Origin of the sequence: Nostoc sp. C052 (genome assembly GCF_013393905.1) — a bacterium.
In the GTDB taxonomy this organism is placed as follows: Bacteria; Cyanobacteriota; Cyanobacteriia; order Cyanobacteriales; family Nostocaceae; genus Nostoc.
The window spans coordinates 1,083,368-1,105,886 of sequence record NZ_CP040272.1 but is presented as its reverse complement, the minus strand read 5'-3'; the positions used below and the strand labels follow the sequence as shown (position 1 = coordinate 1,105,886).

General features: G+C 42.5%; 16 protein-coding genes. 10 read left to right on the top strand and 6 right to left on the bottom strand.

All coding sequences use genetic code 11. The annotated features are described in order from the left end of the window. Window positions 1-98 precede the first annotated feature (98 nt). Window positions 99-2,741: an alanine--tRNA ligase gene (gene alaS / locus FD723_RS04695; RefSeq protein ID WP_179064295.1), complete on the top strand. Its 2,643-nt coding sequence runs from the start codon at window positions 99-101 to the stop codon at window positions 2,739-2,741. A 525-nt stretch (window positions 2,742-3,266) separates the two neighbouring features. Here the strand turns inward: alaS and FD723_RS04690 are convergent. The 5 genes from FD723_RS04690 to FD723_RS04675 all read right to left on the bottom strand — a co-directional run bounded on the left by FD723_RS04690 (window position 3,267) and on the right by FD723_RS04675 (window position 7,492). Next, complete coding sequence (locus tag FD723_RS04690) at window positions 3,267-3,761, bottom strand: ureidoglycolate lyase (protein WP_179064294.1); 495 nt, start codon at window positions 3,759-3,761, stop codon at window positions 3,267-3,269. Between the two features lie 117 nt (window positions 3,762-3,878). Continuing rightward, the gene (locus FD723_RS04685; RefSeq protein WP_256875059.1) at window positions 3,879-4,898 is read right to left on the bottom strand and encodes an RpoD/SigA family RNA polymerase sigma factor; all 1,020 of its coding nucleotides are present in this window, start codon (window positions 4,896-4,898) and stop codon (window positions 3,879-3,881) included. A gap of 997 nt (window positions 4,899-5,895) precedes the next feature. Beyond that, on the bottom strand, window positions 5,896-6,081 hold the full coding sequence (locus FD723_RS42085; protein WP_218651790.1) for a hypothetical protein: 186 nt from the start codon (window positions 6,079-6,081) through the stop codon (window positions 5,896-5,898). A 330-nt stretch (window positions 6,082-6,411) separates the two neighbouring features. Continuing rightward, window positions 6,412-6,840 carry a deaminase gene (locus FD723_RS04680; RefSeq protein WP_179064293.1) on the bottom strand — a complete coding sequence of 143 codons (429 nt, stop codon included), beginning with the start codon at window positions 6,838-6,840 and terminating at the stop codon, window positions 6,412-6,414. Window positions 6,841-7,093: 253 nt separating this feature from the next. Then, the gene (locus FD723_RS04675; RefSeq protein ID WP_179064292.1) at window positions 7,094-7,492 is read right to left on the bottom strand and encodes a hypothetical protein; all 399 of its coding nucleotides are present in this window, start codon (window positions 7,490-7,492) and stop codon (window positions 7,094-7,096) included. A gap of 932 nt (window positions 7,493-8,424) precedes the next feature. Between FD723_RS04675 and nifJ the strand changes: the two genes are divergently transcribed. Then, the gene (nifJ, locus tag FD723_RS04670; RefSeq protein WP_179064291.1) at window positions 8,425-12,039 is read left to right on the top strand and encodes a pyruvate:ferredoxin (flavodoxin) oxidoreductase; all 3,615 of its coding nucleotides are present in this window, start codon (window positions 8,425-8,427) and stop codon (window positions 12,037-12,039) included. Between the two features lie 186 nt (window positions 12,040-12,225). On the opposite strand, the gene FD723_RS04665 is transcribed toward nifJ, so the two are convergent. Then, window positions 12,226-13,212 carry a DUF1517 domain-containing protein gene (locus FD723_RS04665; RefSeq protein ID WP_179064290.1) on the bottom strand — a complete coding sequence of 329 codons (987 nt, stop codon included), beginning with the start codon at window positions 13,210-13,212 and terminating at the stop codon, window positions 12,226-12,228. A gap of 1,053 nt (window positions 13,213-14,265) precedes the next feature. Here FD723_RS04665 and FD723_RS04660 point away from each other — a divergent pair. The 8 genes from FD723_RS04660 (at window position 14,266) to FD723_RS04625 (ending at window position 22,415) form a co-directional block, all read left to right on the top strand. Beyond that, window positions 14,266-15,498, top strand: a complete 1,233-nt coding sequence (locus FD723_RS04660; protein WP_179064289.1) for a glycosyltransferase family 4 protein — start codon at window positions 14,266-14,268, stop codon at window positions 15,496-15,498. Window positions 15,499-15,778: 280 nt separating this feature from the next. Continuing rightward, entirely contained in the window at window positions 15,779-16,117 is a 339-nt protein-coding gene (locus FD723_RS04655) for a hypothetical protein (RefSeq protein WP_179064288.1), read from the top strand. 567 nt (window positions 16,118-16,684) lie between these two features. Beyond that, the gene (locus FD723_RS04650; protein WP_179064287.1) at window positions 16,685-18,826 is read left to right on the top strand and encodes a pentapeptide repeat-containing protein; all 2,142 of its coding nucleotides are present in this window, start codon (window positions 16,685-16,687) and stop codon (window positions 18,824-18,826) included. 104 nt (window positions 18,827-18,930) lie between these two features. Next, complete coding sequence (locus tag FD723_RS04645) at window positions 18,931-19,422, top strand: hypothetical protein (RefSeq protein ID WP_179064286.1); 492 nt, start codon at window positions 18,931-18,933, stop codon at window positions 19,420-19,422. A 126-nt stretch (window positions 19,423-19,548) separates the two neighbouring features. Continuing rightward, entirely contained in the window at window positions 19,549-19,755 is a 207-nt protein-coding gene (locus FD723_RS04640) for a hypothetical protein (RefSeq protein ID WP_179069029.1), read from the top strand. Window positions 19,756-19,964: 209 nt separating this feature from the next. Beyond that, window positions 19,965-21,221 (top strand): GNAT family N-acetyltransferase, encoded by a 1,257-nt coding sequence (locus FD723_RS04635; protein ID WP_179064285.1) that lies wholly within the window; start codon window positions 19,965-19,967, stop codon window positions 21,219-21,221. Between the two features lie 2 nt (window positions 21,222-21,223). Beyond that, a complete protein-coding gene (gene ruvX / locus FD723_RS04630; RefSeq protein ID WP_179064284.1) occupies window positions 21,224-21,700 on the top strand; it encodes a Holliday junction resolvase RuvX in 477 nt (158 codons plus the stop codon). A gap of 142 nt (window positions 21,701-21,842) precedes the next feature. Further along, window positions 21,843-22,415, top strand: a complete 573-nt coding sequence (locus FD723_RS04625) for a DUF3727 domain-containing protein (protein WP_179064283.1) — start codon at window positions 21,843-21,845, stop codon at window positions 22,413-22,415. The last annotated feature ends 104 nt before the right edge of the window (window positions 22,416-22,519 follow it).

Here is a 22,519-nt window from a genome sequence, read left to right as displayed (position 1 = left end):
GGCAGTAAGATGAAACAAAATGCAAGAATATATAAAGCTATTTATGAAAATACACTTACTTAGTGCCGCTACGCCTAAGTCTGAAGTTAAAAACACTTATGTCTTCAAATCCCCAGTACCTAAGCGGTAACGAAATTCGCAACATATTTCTCGACTTCTTTGCCCAACGGGAACACCAAATTCTCCCAAGTGCCTCCCTCGTGCCAGAAGACCCAACCGTGCTGCTGACGATCGCGGGGATGCTACCATTTAAACCAATATTCTTGGGGCAGCGCACACCAGAGTTTAAGCGGGCTACGACTTCGCAAAAGTGTATCCGTACCAACGACATTGAAAATGTCGGACGCACCAAACGGCATCACACGTTTTTTGAGATGTTGGGCAATTTCAGCTTTGGTGATTATTTTAAAGAACAAGCGATCGCTTGGGGTTGGGAAATCTCTACGCAAGTCTTTGGCTTTTCCCCCCAAAATCTCGTCGTCAGCGTTTTTAAAGATGATGATGAAGCCTTTGAGATTTGGCGCGATCAAATCGGTGTGTCGGTAGCGAGAATTAAGCGCTTGGGCGAAGATGATAACTTTTGGGTATCTGGCCCCACTGGACCTTGCGGCCCTTGTTCGGAAATTTATTACGACTTCCACCCAGAACGCGGTGAAGAAAATATCGATTTAGAAGACGATACCCGATTTATCGAGTTTTACAACCTCGTCTTCATGCAGTATAACCGGGATGCTTCCGGGAATTTAACGCCACTGCAAAACAAGAACATCGATACCGGTATGGGCTTGGATAGAATGGCGCAAATTCTCCAAAAAGTACCTAATAACTACGAAACTGACCTGATTTTCCCAATTATTCAAACAGCAGGGAAAATTGCTGGTGTTGATTACCACAGCAGTGATGAAAAAACTAAAACTTCCCTAAAAGTAATTGGCGATCATATTCGGGCTGTCATCCACATGATTGCTGATGAAATTCGCGCTTCCAATGTGGGACGAGGTTATGTGCTGCGGCGATTAATTCGCCGGGTGGTGCGTCATGGGCGATTAATTGGGATTTCTGGCGAATTTACTACCCAAGTTGCTGAAACTGCGATCGCACTTTCCGAATCAGCTTACCCCAATGTGCGCCAACGGGAAGCAGCAATTAAAGCTGAGTTGCAACGGGAAGAATCGAATTTCCTCAGAACTCTGGATAGAGGCGAAAAACTTCTAGAAGAAATCATCCAAGAGGTGAAACAGCGAGGGGAAACTAAAATTAGTGGTGAAAGTGCATTTACTCTTTACGATACCCACGGTTTCCCCTTTGAACTTACTCAAGAAATTGCTGAGGAAAACAACTTAACAGTTGATGTTGAAGGATTTCAGAAAGCAATGGAAATCCAACAACAAGACAGTAGAGGCGCACATGAAACCATCGATTTAACTGTGCAAGGTTCCCTCGACAAACTAGCAGAACACATTCAAGTCACCGAATTTATCGGATATACCCAACCTGCTGCAACTGCGAAAGTCGAAGCGATATTAGTAGAAGGTGTTTGCCAAGAGGAAGCAGAAGCGGGGACAGAGGTGCAAATTGTCCTTGACAAAACGCCATTTTATGCTGAATCTGGAGGACAAATCGGCGATCGCGGTTATATCTCTGGTGATGGTATCGTTGTTCGAGTGGAAGACGTGAAAAAAGAATCTGATTTCTTTGTTCACTTCGGACGCATCGAACGCGGTACACTACGCGTAGGCGATCGCATTACCGCCCAAATCGATCCCGCTTGTCGCCGTCGCGCCCAAGCTAACCATACTGCAACGCACCTATTGCAAGCGGCGTTGAAGAAAATTGTTGATGAGGGCATATCTCAAGCAGGTTCCCTAGTTTCCTTTGACAGATTGCGCTTTGACTTCAACTGTCCCCGCGCGTTGACAGCAGAGGAAGTCCAACAAGTTGAGGAACAGGTGAACACTTGGATTGCTGAGGCTCATGCTGCAAAAGTAGAAGTATTACCTTTAGCAGAGGCGAAAGCTAAGGGTGCTGTTGCGATGTTTGGCGAAAAATACGGCGATGAAGTGCGGGTGATTGACTTCCCTAGCGTCTCAATGGAACTATGCGGTGGAACTCATGTGAGTAACACGGCTGAAATTGGTGTGTTCAAGATTATTTCTGAAGCTGGCGTAGCTTCTGGGGTGCGGCGCATTGAAGCTGTATCGGGGCCAGCAATCCTAGATTATCTCAACCTGCGGGATAAAGTAGTTAAAGATTTGAGCGATCGCTTTAAAGTTAAACCCGAAGAATTACCAGACAGAATCACAAGTCTGCAAAGCGAACTCAGAAATAGCCAGAAGGAATTGGAAACCTTAAAGGTACAATTAGCGATCGCTAAATCAGACAGCTTGCTACAAACAGCCCAAACCGTAGGCGTCCATAAAATTATTGTCGCCCAATTAGAAGATGTCGATCCAGAATCATTGAAAACCGCAGCCGAACGCTTATTGCAAAAAATCGGTAACGGTGCAGTGGTGCTGGGTTCTGTTCCTGAAGCAGGGAAAGTTAGTATAGTTGCAGCTTTTAGTCCAGAAGTGAACAAAAAAGGACTACAAGCTGGTAAATTTGTAGGTGCGATCGCTAAAATTTGCGGCGGCGGTGGCGGTGGAAGACCAAACTTAGCCCAAGCAGGCGGACGCGATGCAAGTAAATTACCAGATGCCTTAGGACAAGCGGAAAGTGATTTAAAATCCGCCTTGTGTTAACGATATAGTATAATTCCCCACCCTCAACTCGTGAGTTCGGTGGGGATTATTGTTAAGAAACCTGAGTTCGGGTTAAGCCAGAAGCTAAAAAGCTTATTCTGTCAGGATTGAATAAAACTGGAATTGATCAAAGCAGGGATAAAAGTGGAATCATTTTGTCAATAAGGTTCACAAATGAAACTAATCTCAGCAATATATCTTATTGACAATAGATGAAAACAGAGCTTTAGACCGAACAACGATAATTCAAGGCTTTTGAGGATTTCTTATCCCGAACTCAGGTTAAGAAGTAAAAAGTGCATTAGACGTAGGTAGGTTGGGTGGAGCGGAGCGCAACCCAACATATATCAGGATGTTGGCTTTGGCAAAGCCTCCAATGCCACTTGCTACAACGCGGGGAACCCGCGCAACGCAGTGGCTCCCCAACCTACAATTTTTTTGCTAATTATATGGACACTATAAGACAATAACTTGATTGCTGGAGTCAATCTAAAATCTAAAATCTAAAATCCAAAATTGTGTTATCTAAACCATCTCAAACTCTAATTGATGACTTTTGAGAAAATCATGAGTGAAATGATCTACGACATTTGTATCAGCTAGTTCCAAATTATAAAAATCCACAGTTTCATGGTCAAAATGGGGCCCAGCATGCCAAGTACCCTGATGCAGCTTGATAAAACAATTCCCCGGAATGCGGAAAGCAGCAATCTCATCTAATGCTGGTTCATTCACATCATTATGAGGAGAACAAACTGCAATTAACCAGTCTTTACCTTCTAAAGAACCCAGACATTGAGTGCATTCGACATGGCGAGTAATTTTATGAAACTTTCGCCCTCTCTTCTGCAACCGCATAATATAAAATCGTGGAATTCCGTTTTGCAAGCTTAAATGAGCATCTTCTCCATCGTAAGTTTTACCATCAAGACTTGCAAAAATCACTTGTCCATAAGGTCGAAAGTTTTCAGAAGTCACCCATTGTGCTTGCAATTGCTGCACTGTTTTTGATGTACTCATATCAAATCTTTGAGAGAGATTACTTAGATTAATTTTCCCCCAAAATGACTGAATTTTATACAGTCATAATGGTGACTTCCTGAGTTTTAAATGCCCTACTATTATAAAAAAATAACTTCAGCTAGCTAGATAACTACGTACTTGCTCCTTTTGGCGTCTCAGGAGACTGAGAGCTTTTTGCTCTATCTGACGCACTCGTTCTCGACTAATGCCCATGCGATCGCCAATTTGTGCTAAAGAAAGTTCATAGCCATCAGTCAGGCCAAAGCGTAAGGTTAATATTTCTCGCTGCTGGGGAGACAGTTTTGCCAACAAGTCTTGTAAGTCTTGGTGGAGAGATTCTTCAACGGCGTAATCTTCGGGAGAAGGGCCATCATCTTCCAGGATGTCTTGCAATTCTGTATCTTGTTGTTCGCCAACTCGCGCTTCTAACGAGAAGGGTTGACGCGCCAAGTACAAACACTCTCTAACTTGACTAGGTGTCAAAGATAACGCGGTGGCAATTTCACCAGTAGTCGGAACGCGACCTAACTGTTGAGATAATTCTCGCTGTACCCGTTTAATTTTATTCAGTTTTTCAAAGACGTGGATCGGTAAACGAATTGTACGTCCTTGTTGAGCGATCGCTCGTGTGATTCCTTGACGAATCCACCAATAAGCATAGGTAGAAAACTTATAACCAAGAGCAGGATCAAACTTATCCACTCCTCGCTCTAAACCTAAAGTACCTTCTTGAATTAAATCCATAAATTCCAGGTTGCGGTGCTGGTATTTTTTCGCCACAGCTACTACTAACCGGAGATTAGCCTGAATCATTTTCTGCTTGGCTTGGTGTCCTTGATTTAGTTGTTGTTCTAGCACCTCAACACTTGACTCCACCTGATCTGCCCATTCTTGCAGCGTGGGTTCGTGATTTAATTTCACAGCCAATTCTTCTTTAGCAGCTAGTAAATTCATCATCTGCTGCACGTGTTGGGCAAAAATAACCTCTTGTTCGCGAGTCAACAAATCTACACGCCCGATCTCTTGCAGATAACTACGCACAATATCATCTGTAGCTCGAGGTCTTTTATCTGCGGCTAAACTTTTTTTCTTCGTTTTTTGAACTTCGGTATGTGGAGATGTTAAGTTGCTCATGGTTATTTGCTCCTCTGTAACCTCATCAATTTATTGGTATCAAGTCTAGATATTCAGACCCATAGCCATTTCACACTGCTAATCAATCAATTGGCAATACTGATGAATTCTGGTCTATGATACATTACAAGTTAATTGTTGGAGATAATAAACCCAAAATCAACCCACCCATTAATAATAGCATCATCAGCAGTCACAAATCAATTACCTAAAGATACGATCGGTATATCCTTTGAAGTAATTACACTCCTTTTTTCTAGATTTTTGCACATTTTCAAACACAATTATGTTTTAGTTTAATTCTTCAATTTAGTTCCTAAAAAAATAAAACAGGAGTCAGAATACAGAATACAGAATTCAGAATTCAGAATAGTCTACCCATAAAGGGATAGAGTTTTAAGGCGAGAATATTTTAACTTTTTTCGCCCATCAGGGTAAGATTTTAACCAATATTCAGACCCTCGCGGACTCGCTATAAGCGCTCGCGCAGCGTCTCTAAGAGTTGCCATGCCGTACCACTTCGTGGAAGCAAGCTACGTGTTAGCGTCTCTGAAGAAGGCTTTACGCTTCGCTATCACCCACTCGTACAGAATTCACACTGAATTATGACTCCTGAGTTCTGAATTCTTCTAATAAAAATTTTACCTAAATAATTATTTTGCAATCCTAAAATAAATTCCTAGCAGGAACTATCAAGATAAGCCATATTTATTCAATCACAAACAATTATTTATTAGAGTGTTAATAGTCTACTGATACTTCCAGGTAATTCTCATTCAGCAAAAATTAAATATAAGATACCCATTTTTCATCTCTATTTTTTGGCTAGATAATCCAATCATCTGAAGCTGGGTATGTAGGAGGCGATCGCTAAGAATGAAAGCAAGCACTTTTATTGTCGTCCCTCCGCTAAAGAATAACTTTCTTTTTGAGTCCGGTATTAAGAATTTAGGATGACCAAGATGCAGGTATCTGCCACAATTGCGCTTGAATCATACTACACGTAGATATCTGCATGAAGTTTAGTATTATCAATGTAATTACTCTTGGAAACATTTTCTAGACTAAAAGTAGTAACAGTGGTAACACTAACACCAAGGATAATACTTGGCAAGATCGGGAATACCCGCGATCGCCAGCAAGATTTTAATTGAAGCGGGTAGTTGACTGTTATGCCTTCCACTTCCAATACGGTTCGGTTAAGGTTTTTTGATGAAAATTTTAGATCGCTAAAGATGCGATAACACAAAGACGCGATAAATCGCCGTCTCTACAATGATCGGTCTTTTGTCTTGACGGCGATTCATTGCGTCTCTTACCTTAAGAGACTTCCAAGAAATAAATGATCCAAAACACGTCATTGCGAGCGAAGCGAAGCAATCGCAAAGACTGGGATTGCTTCGCTTCGTACCCTTCTCTACGAGAGGCTGCGCCAACGGGAACGTCAAGGGCGAACGCAATGACAATTGAGCATTTTTTTTACGTGGAGTACTCTAACCGAACAGTATTGCCATCACTTTCGTAGATATTGACTCAGAAAAGCATTCACTTCATTGGCGCATAATCCGACATTAACCGTTTTTCCTGCAATTCTTAGAATATCTAATCCTTGACCATTGTTGCGGGGGTCTGGATCAACTATAGATACATATATTTCATGTATTCGACGATCTTCAGCGATCGCTAAAGCACATGATGGTGTGCGTCCATGAAAAGAACAAGGTTCAAGTGTGACATACATTTTCAAGAAGTTGAAAGCTTTGCCTTGAATCTGTTGAAGTGCATCAGCCTCAGCATGGTATTTTCCCGGTATCCGTGTGTATCCTTGAGCTACTATTTCTTGAGCATCTACAATTACACAGCCGACTGGTGGATTCGGCAAACATTCAGGCATTGCTTTTCTGCTTTGAGTTAAAGCAGCCAACATAAATATTTCATCCATGTTTGAGCGTAAATTATTGAGTTGAAGAAGAATTCAGAAGTCAGAAGTCAGAATTCAGGAGTCAGAATCAAGACGCTCTCTACAAGACGCTGCGCGTAGCTTGCTTCTCTGTAAGAGTACGCGGACTCGCTAACGCTGCACTATCCGCCAATCATACAGAATTCATTCTGAATTCTGACTCCTGACTCCTGAATTCAGTTCGATAAGTTACACTACCAAGAATTGGTTATCTCTTGTTAAAAAAGTTTATATATTAAAACTGAGTAACTGTCACACTAAGACCAGTACCAGAATCCAGTTTAGGAACCTTGAGGTACTCAATTGGCTCTGTACTTTGAGAACTTGGGGTACTTGCTGGCTGCTGACATTGCTTAAAAAAAGAGCCTGGGTCATTGATTAACTCAAGGGGGTTAATTTTTGGGCATCCTCGCTCTCGCGTTACCGAAACTGATTCAGCAGTTTGTTGGGGATTATTAGCCTGTCCGATAAAATTATTCCATGTACTGTTAATCGTGGCTGGTTGTGTGGATAAAACTTCAGCCTGATTGCGATCGCTAGTTGTATTGAGAATATTCTCTTCATTGCCATAGGCACTCTGGGAAAGAGTAAGTGCGCTAATCACAACGACTAAGGTGATGAAAGAGGATTTCATAATTTAATCTCTCAAACATTTAATATCAGTTTAATAATTACGGTTGGCTAGATACAGAAACCAAAAATAACAGCCTAGTTTAAGTATTCCAGGCTAGCACAGATAGTTCAGAACTATAGCTAAACTTCATCAAAAATCCAGAACACTAGCCAAAGAGGGCGATCGCATTCAAGCCGCATAGTTGGTAGTAATTTTTGAGGTGCGCGATCGCTTACAAAATTCTGTACTACAAGTCTAACAAAAAGTTAGAGTCGCTCAAATGCAAGCAAATTTAAGTAATTCACGCATTCATTTTGGTATATCGTTGAGGCGATCGTCTTCGATTCATTCAGCAAGATTTTTGCAACGGTTTACCGCTGTCTCTACTTGCTCATGGATTCAATATCATTGAACATCAAGGGTTTGAAGCGATAAACTAAACATTGAAAACCAAGGCTGAACGGCTTGACAATCTTAAGCTTTCTTTACATAACCACTTCCCCTAACGGGGATGTAAACGCTATTCCAATAGCTGTATTTGAGACTAATGTCTCTTCTGCCTTTACATAACTACTTCCCCTAACGGGGATGAAAACGAAACAGAAGCCCGACCCTATACCCCACAAAGAATAATCAATTAGCTGAAAGCCTTATCTAATAAGTACTTTGGCTATTGAGTACATTATTAATACATATTAATAGATGCGGTATTTCGGATGAGATACTAATCTATGAAGTATTTATTTAAAGTTAATTAAAGAGCCGAAAACCATTGATAAATTCTTAGTAAGAATTCATCACCCAGAAGTCAGATTTTAAAAGGAATGCAGCATTATTAATACATTTATGTATAAAAAATTTTTCTAATTCTTCGACTATTCTGAATTCTGAATTCTGACTACTGAATTCTGCTCTTACTATTAACACTGAGAGATGGGGACAAAAATCCAATTATGAACAAAACCTTTGCAACCATCGATGGGAATGAAGCTGTCGCCCGTGTTGCTTACAAACTAAATGAAGTGATTGCCATTTATCCCATCACCCCCTCTTCAGCAATGGGTGAATGGGCAGATGCTTGGTCAGCAGAAGGTCGTCCCAACCTCTGGGGTACTATTCCCAGTGTTGTGCAAATGCAGAGCGAAGGGGGAGCGGCTGGTGCTGTACATGGGGCATTGCAAACAGGTTCTCTAAGTACCACCTTCACGGCATCTCAGGGATTGTTGTTGATGATCCCCAACTTTTATAAAATTGCTGGTGAATTAACTAGCGCTGTGGTTCACGTTGCTGCTCGTTCTTTGGCTACCCATGCTCTATCAATTTTTGGCGACCATAGCGACGTGATGGCAGCTCGGGCTACTGGTTTTGCCCTGCTGTGTTCGGCTTCGGTGCAAGAAAGTCAAGATTTTGCTCTTATCGCCCATGCTGCTACTCTAGAGACGCGAGTCTCCTTTATGCACTTCTTTGACGGTTTCCGTACCTCACATGAAGTACAGAAAGTCAGATTGCTTTCAGATGACGATTTGCGATCGCTCATCCACGATCATCTCATACTTGCCCACCGCAGCCGCGCCCTTACCCCAGATCGTCCAGTCTTGCGGGGGACTGCCCAAAACCCTGATGTTTACTTCCAAGGACGTGAAGGTGCTAACCCTTATTACAACGCTTGTCCAGAAATTGTCCAACGGATCATGGATGAATTTGGAGAACGCACGGGGAGGCATTATAAAATCTATGAATATTACGGTGCAAAAGATGCCGATCGCGTGATTGTTCTCATGGGTTCAGGTTGTGAAACCGTCCATGAAACAGTAGATTATCTAAACGCCCGTGGTGAAAAACTTGGTGTAGTCAAAGTGCGACTTTACCGCCCCTTTGATGTCCAAAAGTTTGTTGCAGTATTACCAACTAGTGTACAAGCGATCGCAGTTCTCGACCGCACCAAAGAAGCAGGTAGCGCTGGTGAGCCTTTGTATTTAGATGTTGTGGCTGCTATCCATGAAGGGTGGGGGGATAAGAGAGCAGGGGGAGCAGAGGAGGCAGGGGAGGCAGAGGGAGAAAATACTTTCTCGTACCCTAAAATTATTGGGGGTCGTTATGGTCTTTCTTCTAAGGAATTTACGCCGGCGATGGTGAAGGGCATCTTTGATAATCTTGCCCTAGCTAAACCAAAAAATCACTTTACGATTGGGATTAATGACGACGTTAGTCACACTTCTCTCAGCTTTGACCCCAAATTCTCCACAGAATCGGATCATGTTGTCAGAGCAATGTTTTATGGATTAGGTGCGGATGGCACTGTTGGGGCTAACAAAAACTCCATCAAGATTATTGGTGAAGAAACCGACAACTACGCCCAAGGCTACTTTGTCTTTGACTCCAAAAAATCCGGCTCAATGACCGTTTCTCACCTCCGCTTCGGTAAAGAGCCAATTCGCTCCACCTATCTAATTGACCAAGCTAACTTTATTGGTTGCCATCACTGGGGATTTCTAGAACGCATAGATATTTTAAAAGCTGCTATTCCTGGAGCGACTTTGCTGCTTAATAGTCCATACAATGCAGATACCGTCTGGGAATATTTGCCGTTGAAAGTGCAGCAGCAAATTATCGACAAGCATTTGAAGTTATACATAATTAATGCTAGCCAGGTTGCCCGTGAAAGTGGCATGGGTGGCAGAATTAACACCATTATGCAGGTATGCTTCTTTGCTTTAGCTGGTGTCTTGCCCCAAGAAGAAGCGATCGCTAAAATCAAACAAGCCATTGAAAAAACCTATGGTAAAAAAGGCGTAGAAGTTGTCCGCATGAACTTGCAAGCTGTAGACAACACTCTAGACAACCTGCATAAAGTAGATGTCCCCCAAGCAATCAATAATCTAAAATCCAAAATCCAAAATCCAAAATTGCTAGACTCTGCTCCCGAATTTGTGCGAGAAGTTTTAGGCAAAATCATGATTTGGGAAGGTGACGATTTACCTGTTAGCACATTACCAGTTGATGGCACCTTTCCCGTCGGGACTGCCAAATGGGAAAAACGTAACGTTGCCGAAGAGATACCTGTGTGGGAACCAGATGTGTGCGTTCAATGTGGGAAGTGCGTCATGGTTTGTCCCCATAGCGCCATCCGTGCCAAGGCTTATCAAGCCGATGAGTTAGTCAATGCACCAGGAACCTTCAAATCAACTGGTGCAAAAGATAAAGACTTTGCCAATCAAAAATTTACCATTCAAGTTGCCCCAGAAGATTGCACGGGATGTACTATTTGTGTAAATGTTTGCCCTGCTAAAAATAAATCTGAGCCATCGCTGAAAGCGATTAACATGGCAAAACAGTTGCCATTGCAAGAACAAGAGCGAAAAAACTGGGATTTCTTTTTGAGTTTACCTAATCCTGATAGGCGATCGCTAAAATTAAACCAGATTCGCCAACAACAACTGCAAGAACCCTTATTTGAATTCTCTGGTGCTTGTGCAGGGTGTGGTGAAACACCTTATTTAAAATTATTAACACAATTGTTTGGCGATCGCGCTGTTATCGCCAATGCTACAGGTTGTTCCTCAATTTATGGTGGCAATCTCCCCACAACTCCCTGGACAACCAACGCCGAAGGACGCGGCCCGGCGTGGTCTAATAATTTATTTGAAGATAACGCCGAATTTGGTTTTGGCTTCCGCCTCTCCCTCGACAAACAAGCTGAGTTTGCAGCCGAATTGTTGCAACAATTGGGGAGTGAAATAGATGAAAACCTTACTCAGTCAATCCTGAAAGCTGAACAAAAATCTGAGGCTGACATTTGGGAACAGCGCGAAAGAATAGAACTGTTGCAGCAGAGGTTAGATGAAATCGTCACTCTTGACCCCAATCTCAAATCTAAAATTCAAAATCTCAAATCACTTGCAGACTATTTGGTGAGAAAAAGCGTCTGGATTGTTGGTGGTGACGGTTGGGCTTATGATATCGATTTTGGCGGTATCGATCATGTAATTGCTAGTGGTCGAAATGTCAACATTTTGGTGATGGATACAGAAGTGTATTCTAATACAGGCGGTCAATCTTCCAAAGCCACGCCAAAAGCCGCAGTTGCTAAATATGCCGCTAGTGGTAAGCCAGCACCAAAAAAAGACTTAGGGATGATTGCTATGACCTACGGAAATGTCTACGTAGCAAGTGTAGCCCTTGGTGCGAGAGATGAACATACCCTCAAGGCATTTTTGGAAGCAGAGGCTTATGATGGCCCATCACTGATTATTGCTTACAGCCATTGCATCGCCCACGGCATCAACATGACTACAGGGATGAATCATCAGAAAACTCTGGTAGAATCAGGTCGTTGGTTGCTGTATCGGCATAATCCAGAGTTGCTTAACCAGGGTAAAAATCCATTGCAATTGGATATGCGATCGCCTACGCAATCTGTAGAACATTCGATGTATCAAGAAAACCGCTTCAAGATGCTGACCAAGAGCAAACCAGAGGTAGCCAAGCACTTGTTAGAACAAGCCCAAGCTGAAGTAGATGCACGTTGGCAGATGTACCAATATTTAGCAAAGCGCGAGACTATCTAGATATTCAAAATAAGTCAATACAGTTCAGCATGAGCAACAAAATACTTGTAGAGACAGCGATTTATGTCTCGAAAACCCGAAATTGTTGCCATTAGACCTTAACCCAAGCGTATTGATTCATAACATACTTACAAAAAACTGCTTGTCAATGACAAGCAGTTTTCTAGTTATTGCCCTTTTTAGAAATTAAACAAGTCTCAAATCAGGATAATTTGCCAACACATCATCAGATGTCAGAGTATCATTTTCAGCTTGGGGAGTCCAAAGAACTTCAATTGCCAGAAGCTTGTCGCTAGGAATACTACCAATTTGCCGCAAAGCTTGACGCAAATCGTCAGCACTGTTAATTGCTGTGGGGATTTCAAACTTACCTAGTGTTGCCGCCAGCAAGGTGACAATAATATATTCACCAGGCCCTTCAGTAAATAAGCGGGTGGGGTTGTCGAGTTCACCAGCTGGAGGTAAAGCATCTTTGGCAAGGGCTGCTTTTAGCTGGTTGTTGACATTAGAAAGAGTTTCTTCGCTAAATTTGCTGCGTTCTGCCAGTGACAGCCGATTAAACTGACCCTCAGCTGAATTTAAACTAGCTTGTTGAGTACCACCACCTGCATATACAAAGTATTCGGGATGGCGGAGTAAAGCTAGGCTGGCTTCTTGGAGAATTTCTGCTCTACCTTCTGGGGTGTTAGTATCAGCAGTTTCAGCAATGTGGTTGAGTTCATTTTGCAATTCACGGGCTTGAGCTAACAAACCTACTTGCAAACGAGTTACCGAAACAGGAGAGTTACTACTGTAATCTGCTTCTGAAGTTTCACCGCTAGAGACGCGGCGGAAAGTTTGCAATAAGAAATTAGCGATCGCCAAGAAAATTAAGATGGTAAATATACCACCAAATCCTCCGCCAAAACCCCAGAGGGGAAGTAAGAAGGGAAAGCCAAAGCCACCACCAAAACCACCACCAGGATAGTAGCCGCCCCCACCAGGAGGTGCATAAGTGCGTGGTGTATAGGTGCGGCTGCTAGAAGGCATTCTAAAGGAGCCGCCACCGATGCGACCGCCACTGCGGGCTGCTAATGCTCCGTCAGCGTGACCAAGAGCCAAAGCTAACACCAGAGTTAGGGCTAAGAAGGTTTTTAACAGCGGTTTGATGGTTTGTTGTAGTTTTTTACGCATAAGACAATCGCTTGAAAAACGGAATTATTATTTCTGATTTCTCCCTATATTTGGGAGCAGTGTCGCGGTATGTCGCTAACGCCAGCCCGTAACAAGCAAGAGAGTTTGTCGCATTTACGTAGCATTCTCTTTTAGAAGCTACATATTCAATCTACCGCGTCTTATCTTGGAGAAACAGCGATCGCAGGGGGGATTTCTCGACTGGGGAACCGTACCTGAAAGATATGGTCATCATCATAGAAATTTGCGATGTCTACGACGGGCTACGCCTACGTGCCAATTATTTGGACTAGCACTTTCATGACTATAGTTTTAAATTATACAGACGATTGTAATTTTTAGTAATTATTTTTAGTAATTATTCTAATATTCTGTTGGCGGTAATGGGACGTTGAGCCACTGCTGAGTGGAAAAATTCATATCAGTACTACTTCTTACTCATTTTTCAGAACTCAGGACTTCTGAACCGACTTGTTTTGTTACAAGGTGGGATGATATTTTTAAATTATGAATACCATTTACTACACTTATGGTCTTGATACTTACGTATATAAAACAGGCTTACAAATGTCTGTGATGCTTATCAGTCAATTAAGCTAGACACCAGATAGCTAGGAAGTACTTATCCGATTTTTTGGCATTTTGGCACAACAGTTTAGAGGATTTAGGATATTATAATGTAGTAATCTGTCAATAAATAATTGATAGATAAGTTCCTTGTAGAGACGGCGATTTATCGCGTCTCTCTAAGTAGTAGCTAAATTTCTTAATTTCCGTGACAGTTGTTTACTGAGCAATTTGGCTACAAGTGATAGATTTTATTTATTGTTCATCATATACAGAAATTCTCAATAATTGAGAAATTGGTAGTAAAAATAAAATCAACACAATAAAAAAATAATCTTCCTGATTAATCTTTTAAAATAAGCTGCAAATTTGTCTACAAATTCGTTTTGAAAGAAATAAAATAATAATTATGGCTTGGAGAATAATTCTAATTGTAAATAAATTAAAAATTATTTGAAATTTTGAAATATAGTCATCAACTTTCTTATGGAACATATTTCTCAGCTAACAGCCGAAATCAGAGACAAAGCTGCATATCCAGATATCCTAGTCATCAGCCGGATCTTCCTGCCGAAAGAAGCTGTAATTGGGGAATATATTTATAATCGCTGTCTCCAAGATCCAGAACGAGTTATTGTGCTGGCGGCTAGTTGCACAGGAGATCGAGTCTTTGATCGAGGTCAACAGTTTCCTGTGTACCGCTGGTATCATCCTACATACTGGCGTAGTAGCTGTGTGGAAAGTGTCCTGAAACCTTTGGTCAATATTGTCTGCTCATTTGTTCTGGCAATTAAACTCTATTTTCGCTATCACTATCGTTATATAGAGTGGGGCCACGGCTATGATTTTCCTTCACTGTTGCTATTGAGCTATTTGTTACCTATTCGCTTTTTTATCTATCTGCACGGCAACGATTTTCTCTGTACTTTACACAACCCTGTGCTGCGATCGCTATTTAAATTAACGCTCAAACGCGCCGAAGGCATTGTTTGCAACAGTTCTTATACAAGAGACTACCTCAGAACTGCTTTCCGATTAGATACTCCTACCCACGTTATTAACCCAGTAATCAGACCAGAAAAATTTGGTAATAATGTAGCGAGTCCCAGTAGCCTTGATGATTTACGTGTTCGTGTACGTCAGACGTACAACATTCCCGAAACAGCAATAGTTATTCTCTCCATTGGCAGACTCATAAAACCAAAAGGTTTCGACCGAATAATTGAGAATATTCCACTATTGCTAACTTTTGGGTTTGATGTCCATTATATAGTCTGCGGTCAAGGCCCAAGTGAATCAGCATTGAAATCTCTGGCGCATCGTTTGCGGGTAGATAAACGCGTACACTTTGCCGGATATCAGCCAGAGCGAGAATTAGCTGGTTATTATGCAGCTTGCGACATATTTGCCATGCTGACTTTATCGGAGGCAAAACCTAATAATATGGAAGGCTTTGGTATGGTTTATTTAGAAGCAAGTTACTTCGGTAAGCCCATAATTGCCTCTCGTTTAGGCGGTGTTCTAGACACAGTTCAGCATCAAGAGAACGGCATACTAGTTAATCCCAATTCTGGCTATGAGGTTTTTCAAGCTTTTAATCAGTTGTGCAAAGACCAGCAACTACGTGAACAACTCGGCCGCAAAGGTAAAGAATTAGCCAACCGTAGAACCCTTCATCGATCGCTTTACAAGTCAGAGGGAAGAAACACGATTTTGTGATATAAATGCAAATCGAGCGATCGCCAAAAGTTAATGCCTGGGGATTGGGGACACTTCTCTACGAGAGGCTGCGCCTTAAGCGAAGCTATGCCGCAGGCTTTACGACAAGCTCAGTGCAGACGCTCGTGCCTCGCTAACGCTGGGGACTGGGGACTGATATTTTTACTCATTACTCAGCACTCATTACTCTGAACTGAACCATATTGCCACCCAAAATAGAATTTGGTTGGTCTATTGTTAAATAAATATGCAAATATGCTATCTGAGGTAAAAAAGATTGATGAATCCTCAACCAGAAGAAGACTTACAGCGTCGCCTCAATAAACTAGAGGCAGAGATTAATTCGCCACCTGGGGTAGTCCCACAACCACAAGAACAAACGCCTCAGTCTATTTTTGCCAACTTGAACTTACAACTAGAGCGGTTTCAGATTTGGTTTAACAACTTATCTGGGACTAAAAAGCTTGTAGTTTCAGGCGTGACGGTACTAGTAGGCTTGGCGATGCTACAAGCAGTGTTTAAATTAGTTGCATCTGTAATCACTCTGGCACTTTTGGCAGTGTTAGTGTATGTTGGATACAAATTTTTTGTGTCCGGTAGCTTTCAACGTAAGCAATAAAATAGGAGTCAGAATACAGAATTCAGAATTCAGAATACTCTACCCATAAAGGGATGGAGTTTTAAGGCGAGAATATTTTAATTTTTTTCGCCCACCATTGCACTCGCTTTTAGCCAATATTCAGACGCGACTCGAAAATACTCGCTCTAAGCGTTGGCGCAGCCTCTCGTAGAGAAGGCAATACGTAGCGCTATCACCCACTGGTACAGAATTCATAATTCATACTGAATTCTGACTCCTGAGTTCTGAATTCTTCTTATAAAACGTTGATAGGTATTTGCTTTGTACTCTACCCAGAGTTATGAGAGTCAGGAGCCAGAATACAAATTGCTCCTGACATACAGAGGATTTCAAGGAAAGTAAAGTATACGAGCGAAGTATCAAAACTAAGTTTAAAGCCTGTTTTACTTCAGAATTCAGTTAGCGCAGCGGGGCGTAGCCCATTCTGACTCCTGAATTCTGACTCCTGAATCCTATTTCAATATGCTTTTCTTTTTGTTGATTAGCTGAGTCTATTTTAATTGTGCCGATCGCGGCGTAGAAATAATATCAAAGGGAATTATTACGATGACATCACCAATTGTGAGGAGAACTAGTAATCAATCTGGTCAGTCAAAAAAATCGGAAAGAGTTAATTCGTTGTTGCTAGCAAGTAGGCGTTTTGCGGCTTGGGCGGCTGAAATTACGTTAGTGGTTACTAGTGGGTTAATTCCCTTCGGTCTTGGTGTCTATGCCAATTCTAGAAGCGATCTGAACCGAGTACCGCTTAACCCCGTGCTGGTAGTCACAGAAAGAGCGATCGCCAGACCCCTAGCTTTACCCGTCAGCTACGGCATCCGTAATGTGGCATGGCCGACTAATATTTTGTGGACAATCGCCCTGTTAGCGCCTGTAACCCTCTCGTGGTGGCAATTATATTTACTAGCTAAGACTGGTAGCACAATTCCTAAGCGTTGGTTAAAAGTGCGGGTTATCAACGAGCAAGGGAAGCCGCCTGGATTGGGGGCAGTTGTGATCAGAGAAGGAGTTGGGCGTTGGACTGTACCCATTTCCATCGCCTATCTGTTGTGGCGCTACAGCTTTGCTTTTCCGAATTTAGGATTATTCACATTTTTGTCTTTATTAATGATTGTGGGTGAAGGAATAAGCTTACCGTCGCGTCGCGGGCGTCGCGCACTCCACGATCAACTCGCAGGTACTTATACAGTAGATGCACTCTCAGCTAGTAACAGACAAGATCAGTCTGCTGGCAGTAATGATGAAGCAGAAGAATGGCAAGAGGGAAATGAAGAATTAGCGCTAGTCCAAGCCAACCAGTCACCTAATTTGTGGCGACGGATACAGCAAAACCCCAATCTAACTTTGTTTGGGGTAGGGCTGACGAGTATGACTGCTGTGTTGGCAACTTTAATCGGCACTCAAGTTTATATTCAAATTCAACAATCACAGCGAGCAACCAAGCAAATCAACAGCCAACAGTTCCTCGAACTCGTCAAACAATTGACTCCCAACTCTGTGGCGACTGATGAGCAACGCCAAAGTGCAATTCTGGCTATGGGTGGTCTTAACGATCCACAATCCATTAAATTTCTGGCGGATTTATTAGTTAGCGAAACTAACCCCAGTCTCCTAGATACGATTCAACAAGCTTTGACAACTGTCGGGCCTCAAGCCATCCCAGAACTAAAAAATAAGAATCAGTTTTTAGTGGGTGAACTGGAATCTGTAGGTAGCACAGCAACCAAAGAGCGGGATTTACGGCAAGGACGGCTCCAAAGAAATCAGCGGACGATTAACAAAATTCTCTCTGTTTACAGTGGGAAAATGGAAGGTGTTGACCTGAGTAGCACCCAATTAGGTCAAAGTGGTACTCCAGGAAGTTCCTTCTTCAACTTGGTATTAGACAACCTTGATTTATCAGGAGTTAAGTTCAAATCTGCAAATCTTAACCAAGCCAGCTTTAAGGGTAGCCGCTTCCGAAGTCCGGGTGAAGATGGACGCTGGGATACTTATGATGATGTCATAGCTGATTTAAGCCAAGCTCAATTGCAGCAAGCCAATCTTACTGATGCTAACCTCAGTCGCGTCTTGATGAACCGGATCGATTTGAGCCGCGCCACTCTTAACAGAGCCAACTTATCCAATGCGCGTCTATATGATGCTAAACTCAACAGCACTCAACTAGTAGGAGCCGATCTGCGAAACGCAGTTCTGGAAAGAGCTAGCTTGACTGGGGCTGATTTAGGCGATGCAAAATTAAACGAAGCCAATCTATATGCTGCCCGTTTAGGTCGCGCCACTGCGATCGGAACACAATTATCCTTTGCCAACTTAACTAACACTGATTGGCAAGGGGCAGATTTATCAGGAGCCTATTTGGATCGTGCTAATCTCAGCAATGCGAACCTCAGCGCCACTCGTTTAACTGGTGCTGTTTTGCGTTCTGCCCAAATGGAAAACGTTAACTTGCAAAATGCCGACCTGAGTCTTGCCGATTTACGGGGGGCGAATGTCGCCGGAGCAGATTTTAAGGGAGCAATTCTCGCTCCTAGCAAACAAGATCCAGCAGATCAATTTGTCCAAACCCCAGATTTAGGCTCAGTATCAGCCGTAGTTCAAGGCGTTGATTTTTCTCAAGCCAAAAATTTAGATGCCAAGCAATTAGCCTACCTTTGTACTCAAGGAGCCATTCATCCCCGTTGCCCGTAGAATGGAGCAGAGGGGCAGAGGGGCAGAGGGGCAGGGGGAGAAGAATTAATAACCAATGCCCAATGACAAATGACAAATGACAAAATGGTGTGAGGAGTTGGTTTATGAAATATATTCCATATTTGGTTTCAGTTTTGGGAGCTGGCTTGATTTTGAGTCTGGCGAGTACGAAACCAGCACAAGCTCAAGTAGCTTATGGCAGTTATATCGGTATCGGCCCTACTGTTGGGATTACCGATGGCATCCAATTGGGGGGAGTGATAGCAGGACGCTACAAGCTTTTGGAAGCGCCAATTTCACTCCGCGCTCAAGTGTTAATTGGTCGGAATACCGCAGTTGTGCCAACGGTTTCTTACGATTTTCCCCTGAACTGGCAAGCTGATGCCTATCTGGGTGCTGGATTGGTGCTGGCTGGTGGTGGTGATTCTTCTCCTGTGGGGGACAAAATTAGTTTTGCTTTACAACCGGGCGTTGATTATATGATCCCAAATAGCAATACAGTCCTTTTTGGCAATGCCATCATTGCTTTTGATGCCTACCGTGATAGCGGTGGTACAGCTATCTCCGTACAAGGTGGTGTTGGCTTGAGATTTTAAGAGGCAGAGGCTATCCCTAAGAAGCGTTAAACTTCATTGCAAATTAAGAAGTTAGTCCAAACAACGTGATAGTTTTTGGTGATGAAGAGAGACAGCATAGGATTAATACAGGAGAACACAGTGGCAATGGAATCAAATTTATTAACGGATGCAGCCGCAGAAGACGTGAATCAAGATTTCAGTGAATATGTCGCTAACCTACAACTTCACATGACCCTGCAAGCTCGCAATCTTGTTCCAACCCTGAAACAAACATTGGTAGATAGTCGCCAGCAATTACTCCATCAAACCCAAGCCAACTTTGAAAAGCTCGTTTCTCGACAAGGGCTATAAAATATATACAAATTTTAATCAAAATTCCAATAAAATAAGGGCAGATGTTGTTGGGTCAATGCCAATGGTGTTCTCACAAGGTCTGCTTTTTCGGCTTTTTTAAGTATTAAGTTACTAAAATCACCCTTTTGGCACAATAGTAGAGGGCAGAAACTAGTTAAAATTATTGCAGCAGTTTCTCCCTTTCCAGAGCAGTTAGTTAAGGCTAAATGGCGGCTCGAATAAAAATGACTTCATTAATTCCCAGAAACCTCAGCGTTGTTATCCGACCAGTCCAATACCGGGATCTGGACGGGATTGAGCGCATAACTCAAGAGTCATTCGCAGCCCTTACTCCCCAGGGAGCAGGTTTTGCCATCAGCCAGATGCAAAGGCTGCGTCGCTGGTATGGATTACTCAAGTTTTTGAGTTGGTTCCCTAACCCGCTACAGTATCGCCTCTGTGCCTATATCGCAGAGCAAGGGCGGATACTTTTAGGAATGATTCAAGTGTCACCCTTTAACCGGACACGCAGTACTTGGCGGATCGATCAAGTGCTACTAGAGCGTGGTGTCGATAAACAAGGAGTTGGTTCGCAACTTTTGCGTCATTGCTTTGAATCGATTTTGGAAGCTCGCACTTGGTTATTAGAAGTAAACATCAATGACATTGAAGCGCTGGCATTATATCGACAAAATGGATTCCAGCGTTTGGCAGAAATGACGTACTGGGAAATTGGGCCAGAATTACTGGCTGAGTTGGCCCAAGCAGAGCCAGATTTGCCCAATCTTTTGCCAGTGAGTAATGCTGATGCCCAGTTGCTATATCAACTAGATACGGCATCGATGCCACCTCTGGTACGTCAGGTTTTTGACCGCAATACCCGCGACTTTAAAACCAGCTTGTTCGGCGCTTTAACTGATGCAGTGAAGCAATGGCTGACTAAAACAGAAGTAGTTAGCGGTTACGTATTTGAACCCCAACGTAAAGCTGCGATCGGTTATTTTCAGGTGCAACTTGACCGTAAGGGTGAAGTTCCTCATGCGGCAACGTTGACGGTTCATCCGGCTTACACTTGGCTGTATCCAGAATTACTATCCCAACTGGCTCGGATTGCCCAAGATTTTCCCCAACAAGGTTTACAACTAGCTTCCTCAGATTATCAGGCAGAGCGAGAAGAGTATTTGGAGCGAATTGGGGCAAAACGCATAGAACATACATTAGTTATGTCTCGCTCTGTATGGCATAAGTTACGGGAGTCTAAATTTGTCTCCTTAGAAGGAATTCAGTGGACTGATATGCTCCAAGGTCTACAACCGGCACGTAAACCGATACCAGGTGGAATGTCATGGATACAACCAGGAAAACTGCCATCCTCAGAGAAACCACTGCCAAGTAAGTCAGAACCGATTAACTTTTCAGTAAAAAACCCCAGCATAGAAGCATCGCCGATTTCAGAATCAGCAGATGCCCCGCAGGAGAATTAGTTGTGATATCCCAAGGGCAAGCAAAACCGTTTATTTCAGCGTTGGGACTAGATTTCGGTCGCAAGCGCATTGGTGTGGCTGGGTGCGATCGCACGGGTTTAATTGCCACGGGAATCACCACTATTGAACGTACATCTTTTGAGCAAGATGTCGAGCAAATCCGACAAATAGTTAATGAACGTGAGGTGCAAATTCTAGTTATGGGCTTACCCTATTCAATGGATGGCTCATTAGGATTTCAGGCTCGTCAAGTTCAGAAATTTACGACAAGACTTTCTAAAGCACTAAAACTGCCTGTGGAATATATGGATGAGCGATTAACTTCATTTCAAGCAGAACAACTGCTGATAGCTGAAAACCGCTCCCCGTCACGCCATAAAGGTTTGATTGACCGCAAGGCAGCTGCTTTGATTTTACAACAATGGCTGGATGTGAAGCGTGCTAACTCTCGGAGTTCAGTTGCGGCTATTGAATATTGATACCTTTTAACATGATATTCTGAAAACGATTAGCCAGCAGTTGTATCTACGTATAAAGCTATTTGCTTGACATAATATGTCATTAAGATAGTTAAGCGATTTCCAATATTGCTGGTATTTATTAAATTTCTACATTTCGGCTATGTTTTCCTCTCCATTCTCTGAAGAAAATGATAACGCTCATGCGGGTTCCATCACTTTAACCGATGACAAAGGGCGATCGCTCGACTGTTATATTGAGCATTCCCTGGAGGTAGATGGACAAGAATACGTTTTGCTTCTTCCTGTAGACTCACCTGTAGAAATTTTTTCTTGGGAAGGTGACGGTGAGGAAGAAGAAGCAGTTCTGGTAGAAGATGACGCTATCATTGAGCAAATTTTTGCGAATGCTCAAGCTGTATTATCTGAGCAAAACCTGATATTGAAGAACACAGCTTATGCTCTCACAGTTGAAGGTGATTTACCGCCAGTTGAAGAATCAGAACTCTTCACCTTAGAAATCGAAGACGAAGGGGAAGATTTAGAGCCAGAGCAATTACAGCTACTCGCTAGCTTTTATGATGAAGATCAGGAGTATGCAATTTATACACCCCTAGATCCTCTGTTGTTTTTTGCACGGATAACGAAAACAGGTGAACCCGAATTACTCTCTCCAGAAGAGTTTCGCCAAGTGCAACCTTTGTTAGAAGAACATCTTTTTAATGAAGTTGAATAAGATTAAAAATTCAAAATGTAATATTTTCATTTTGAATTTTTCAATTGGGAATTTTTATTCCCAGTACAATCTAGTTTAACCTTGTACCATTTTTCATTAAATGT

What these genes read in the sequence shown, in the direction of transcription:
- alaS (WP_179064295.1), top strand. Translation starts at nt 99, where the DNA reads ATGTCTTCAAATCCCCAGTACCTAAGCGGTAACGAAATTCGCAACATA.
- FD723_RS04690 (WP_179064294.1), bottom strand. Translation starts at nt 3,761, where the DNA reads ATGAGTACATCAAAAACAGTGCAGCAATTGCAAGCACAATGGGTGACT.
- FD723_RS04685 (WP_256875059.1), bottom strand. Translation starts at nt 4,898, where the DNA reads ATGAGCAACTTAACATCTCCACATACCGAAGTTCAAAAAACGAAGAAA.
- FD723_RS04680 (WP_179064293.1), bottom strand. Translation starts at nt 6,840, where the DNA reads ATGGATGAAATATTTATGTTGGCTGCTTTAACTCAAAGCAGAAAAGCA.
- FD723_RS04675 (WP_179064292.1), bottom strand. Translation starts at nt 7,492, where the DNA reads ATGAAATCCTCTTTCATCACCTTAGTCGTTGTGATTAGCGCACTTACT.
- nifJ (WP_179064291.1), top strand. Translation starts at nt 8,425, where the DNA reads ATGAACAAAACCTTTGCAACCATCGATGGGAATGAAGCTGTCGCCCGT.
- FD723_RS04665 (WP_179064290.1), bottom strand. Translation starts at nt 13,212, where the DNA reads ATGCGTAAAAAACTACAACAAACCATCAAACCGCTGTTAAAAACCTTC.
- FD723_RS04660 (WP_179064289.1), top strand. Translation starts at nt 14,266, where the DNA reads ATGGAACATATTTCTCAGCTAACAGCCGAAATCAGAGACAAAGCTGCA.
- FD723_RS04655 (WP_179064288.1), top strand. Translation starts at nt 15,779, where the DNA reads ATGAATCCTCAACCAGAAGAAGACTTACAGCGTCGCCTCAATAAACTA.
- FD723_RS04650 (WP_179064287.1), top strand. Translation starts at nt 16,685, where the DNA reads ATGACATCACCAATTGTGAGGAGAACTAGTAATCAATCTGGTCAGTCA.
- FD723_RS04645 (WP_179064286.1), top strand. Translation starts at nt 18,931, where the DNA reads ATGAAATATATTCCATATTTGGTTTCAGTTTTGGGAGCTGGCTTGATT.
- FD723_RS04640 (WP_179069029.1), top strand. Translation starts at nt 19,549, where the DNA reads ATGGAATCAAATTTATTAACGGATGCAGCCGCAGAAGACGTGAATCAA.
- FD723_RS04635 (WP_179064285.1), top strand. Translation starts at nt 19,965, where the DNA reads ATGGCGGCTCGAATAAAAATGACTTCATTAATTCCCAGAAACCTCAGC.
- FD723_RS04625 (WP_179064283.1), top strand. Translation starts at nt 21,843, where the DNA reads ATGTTTTCCTCTCCATTCTCTGAAGAAAATGATAACGCTCATGCGGGT.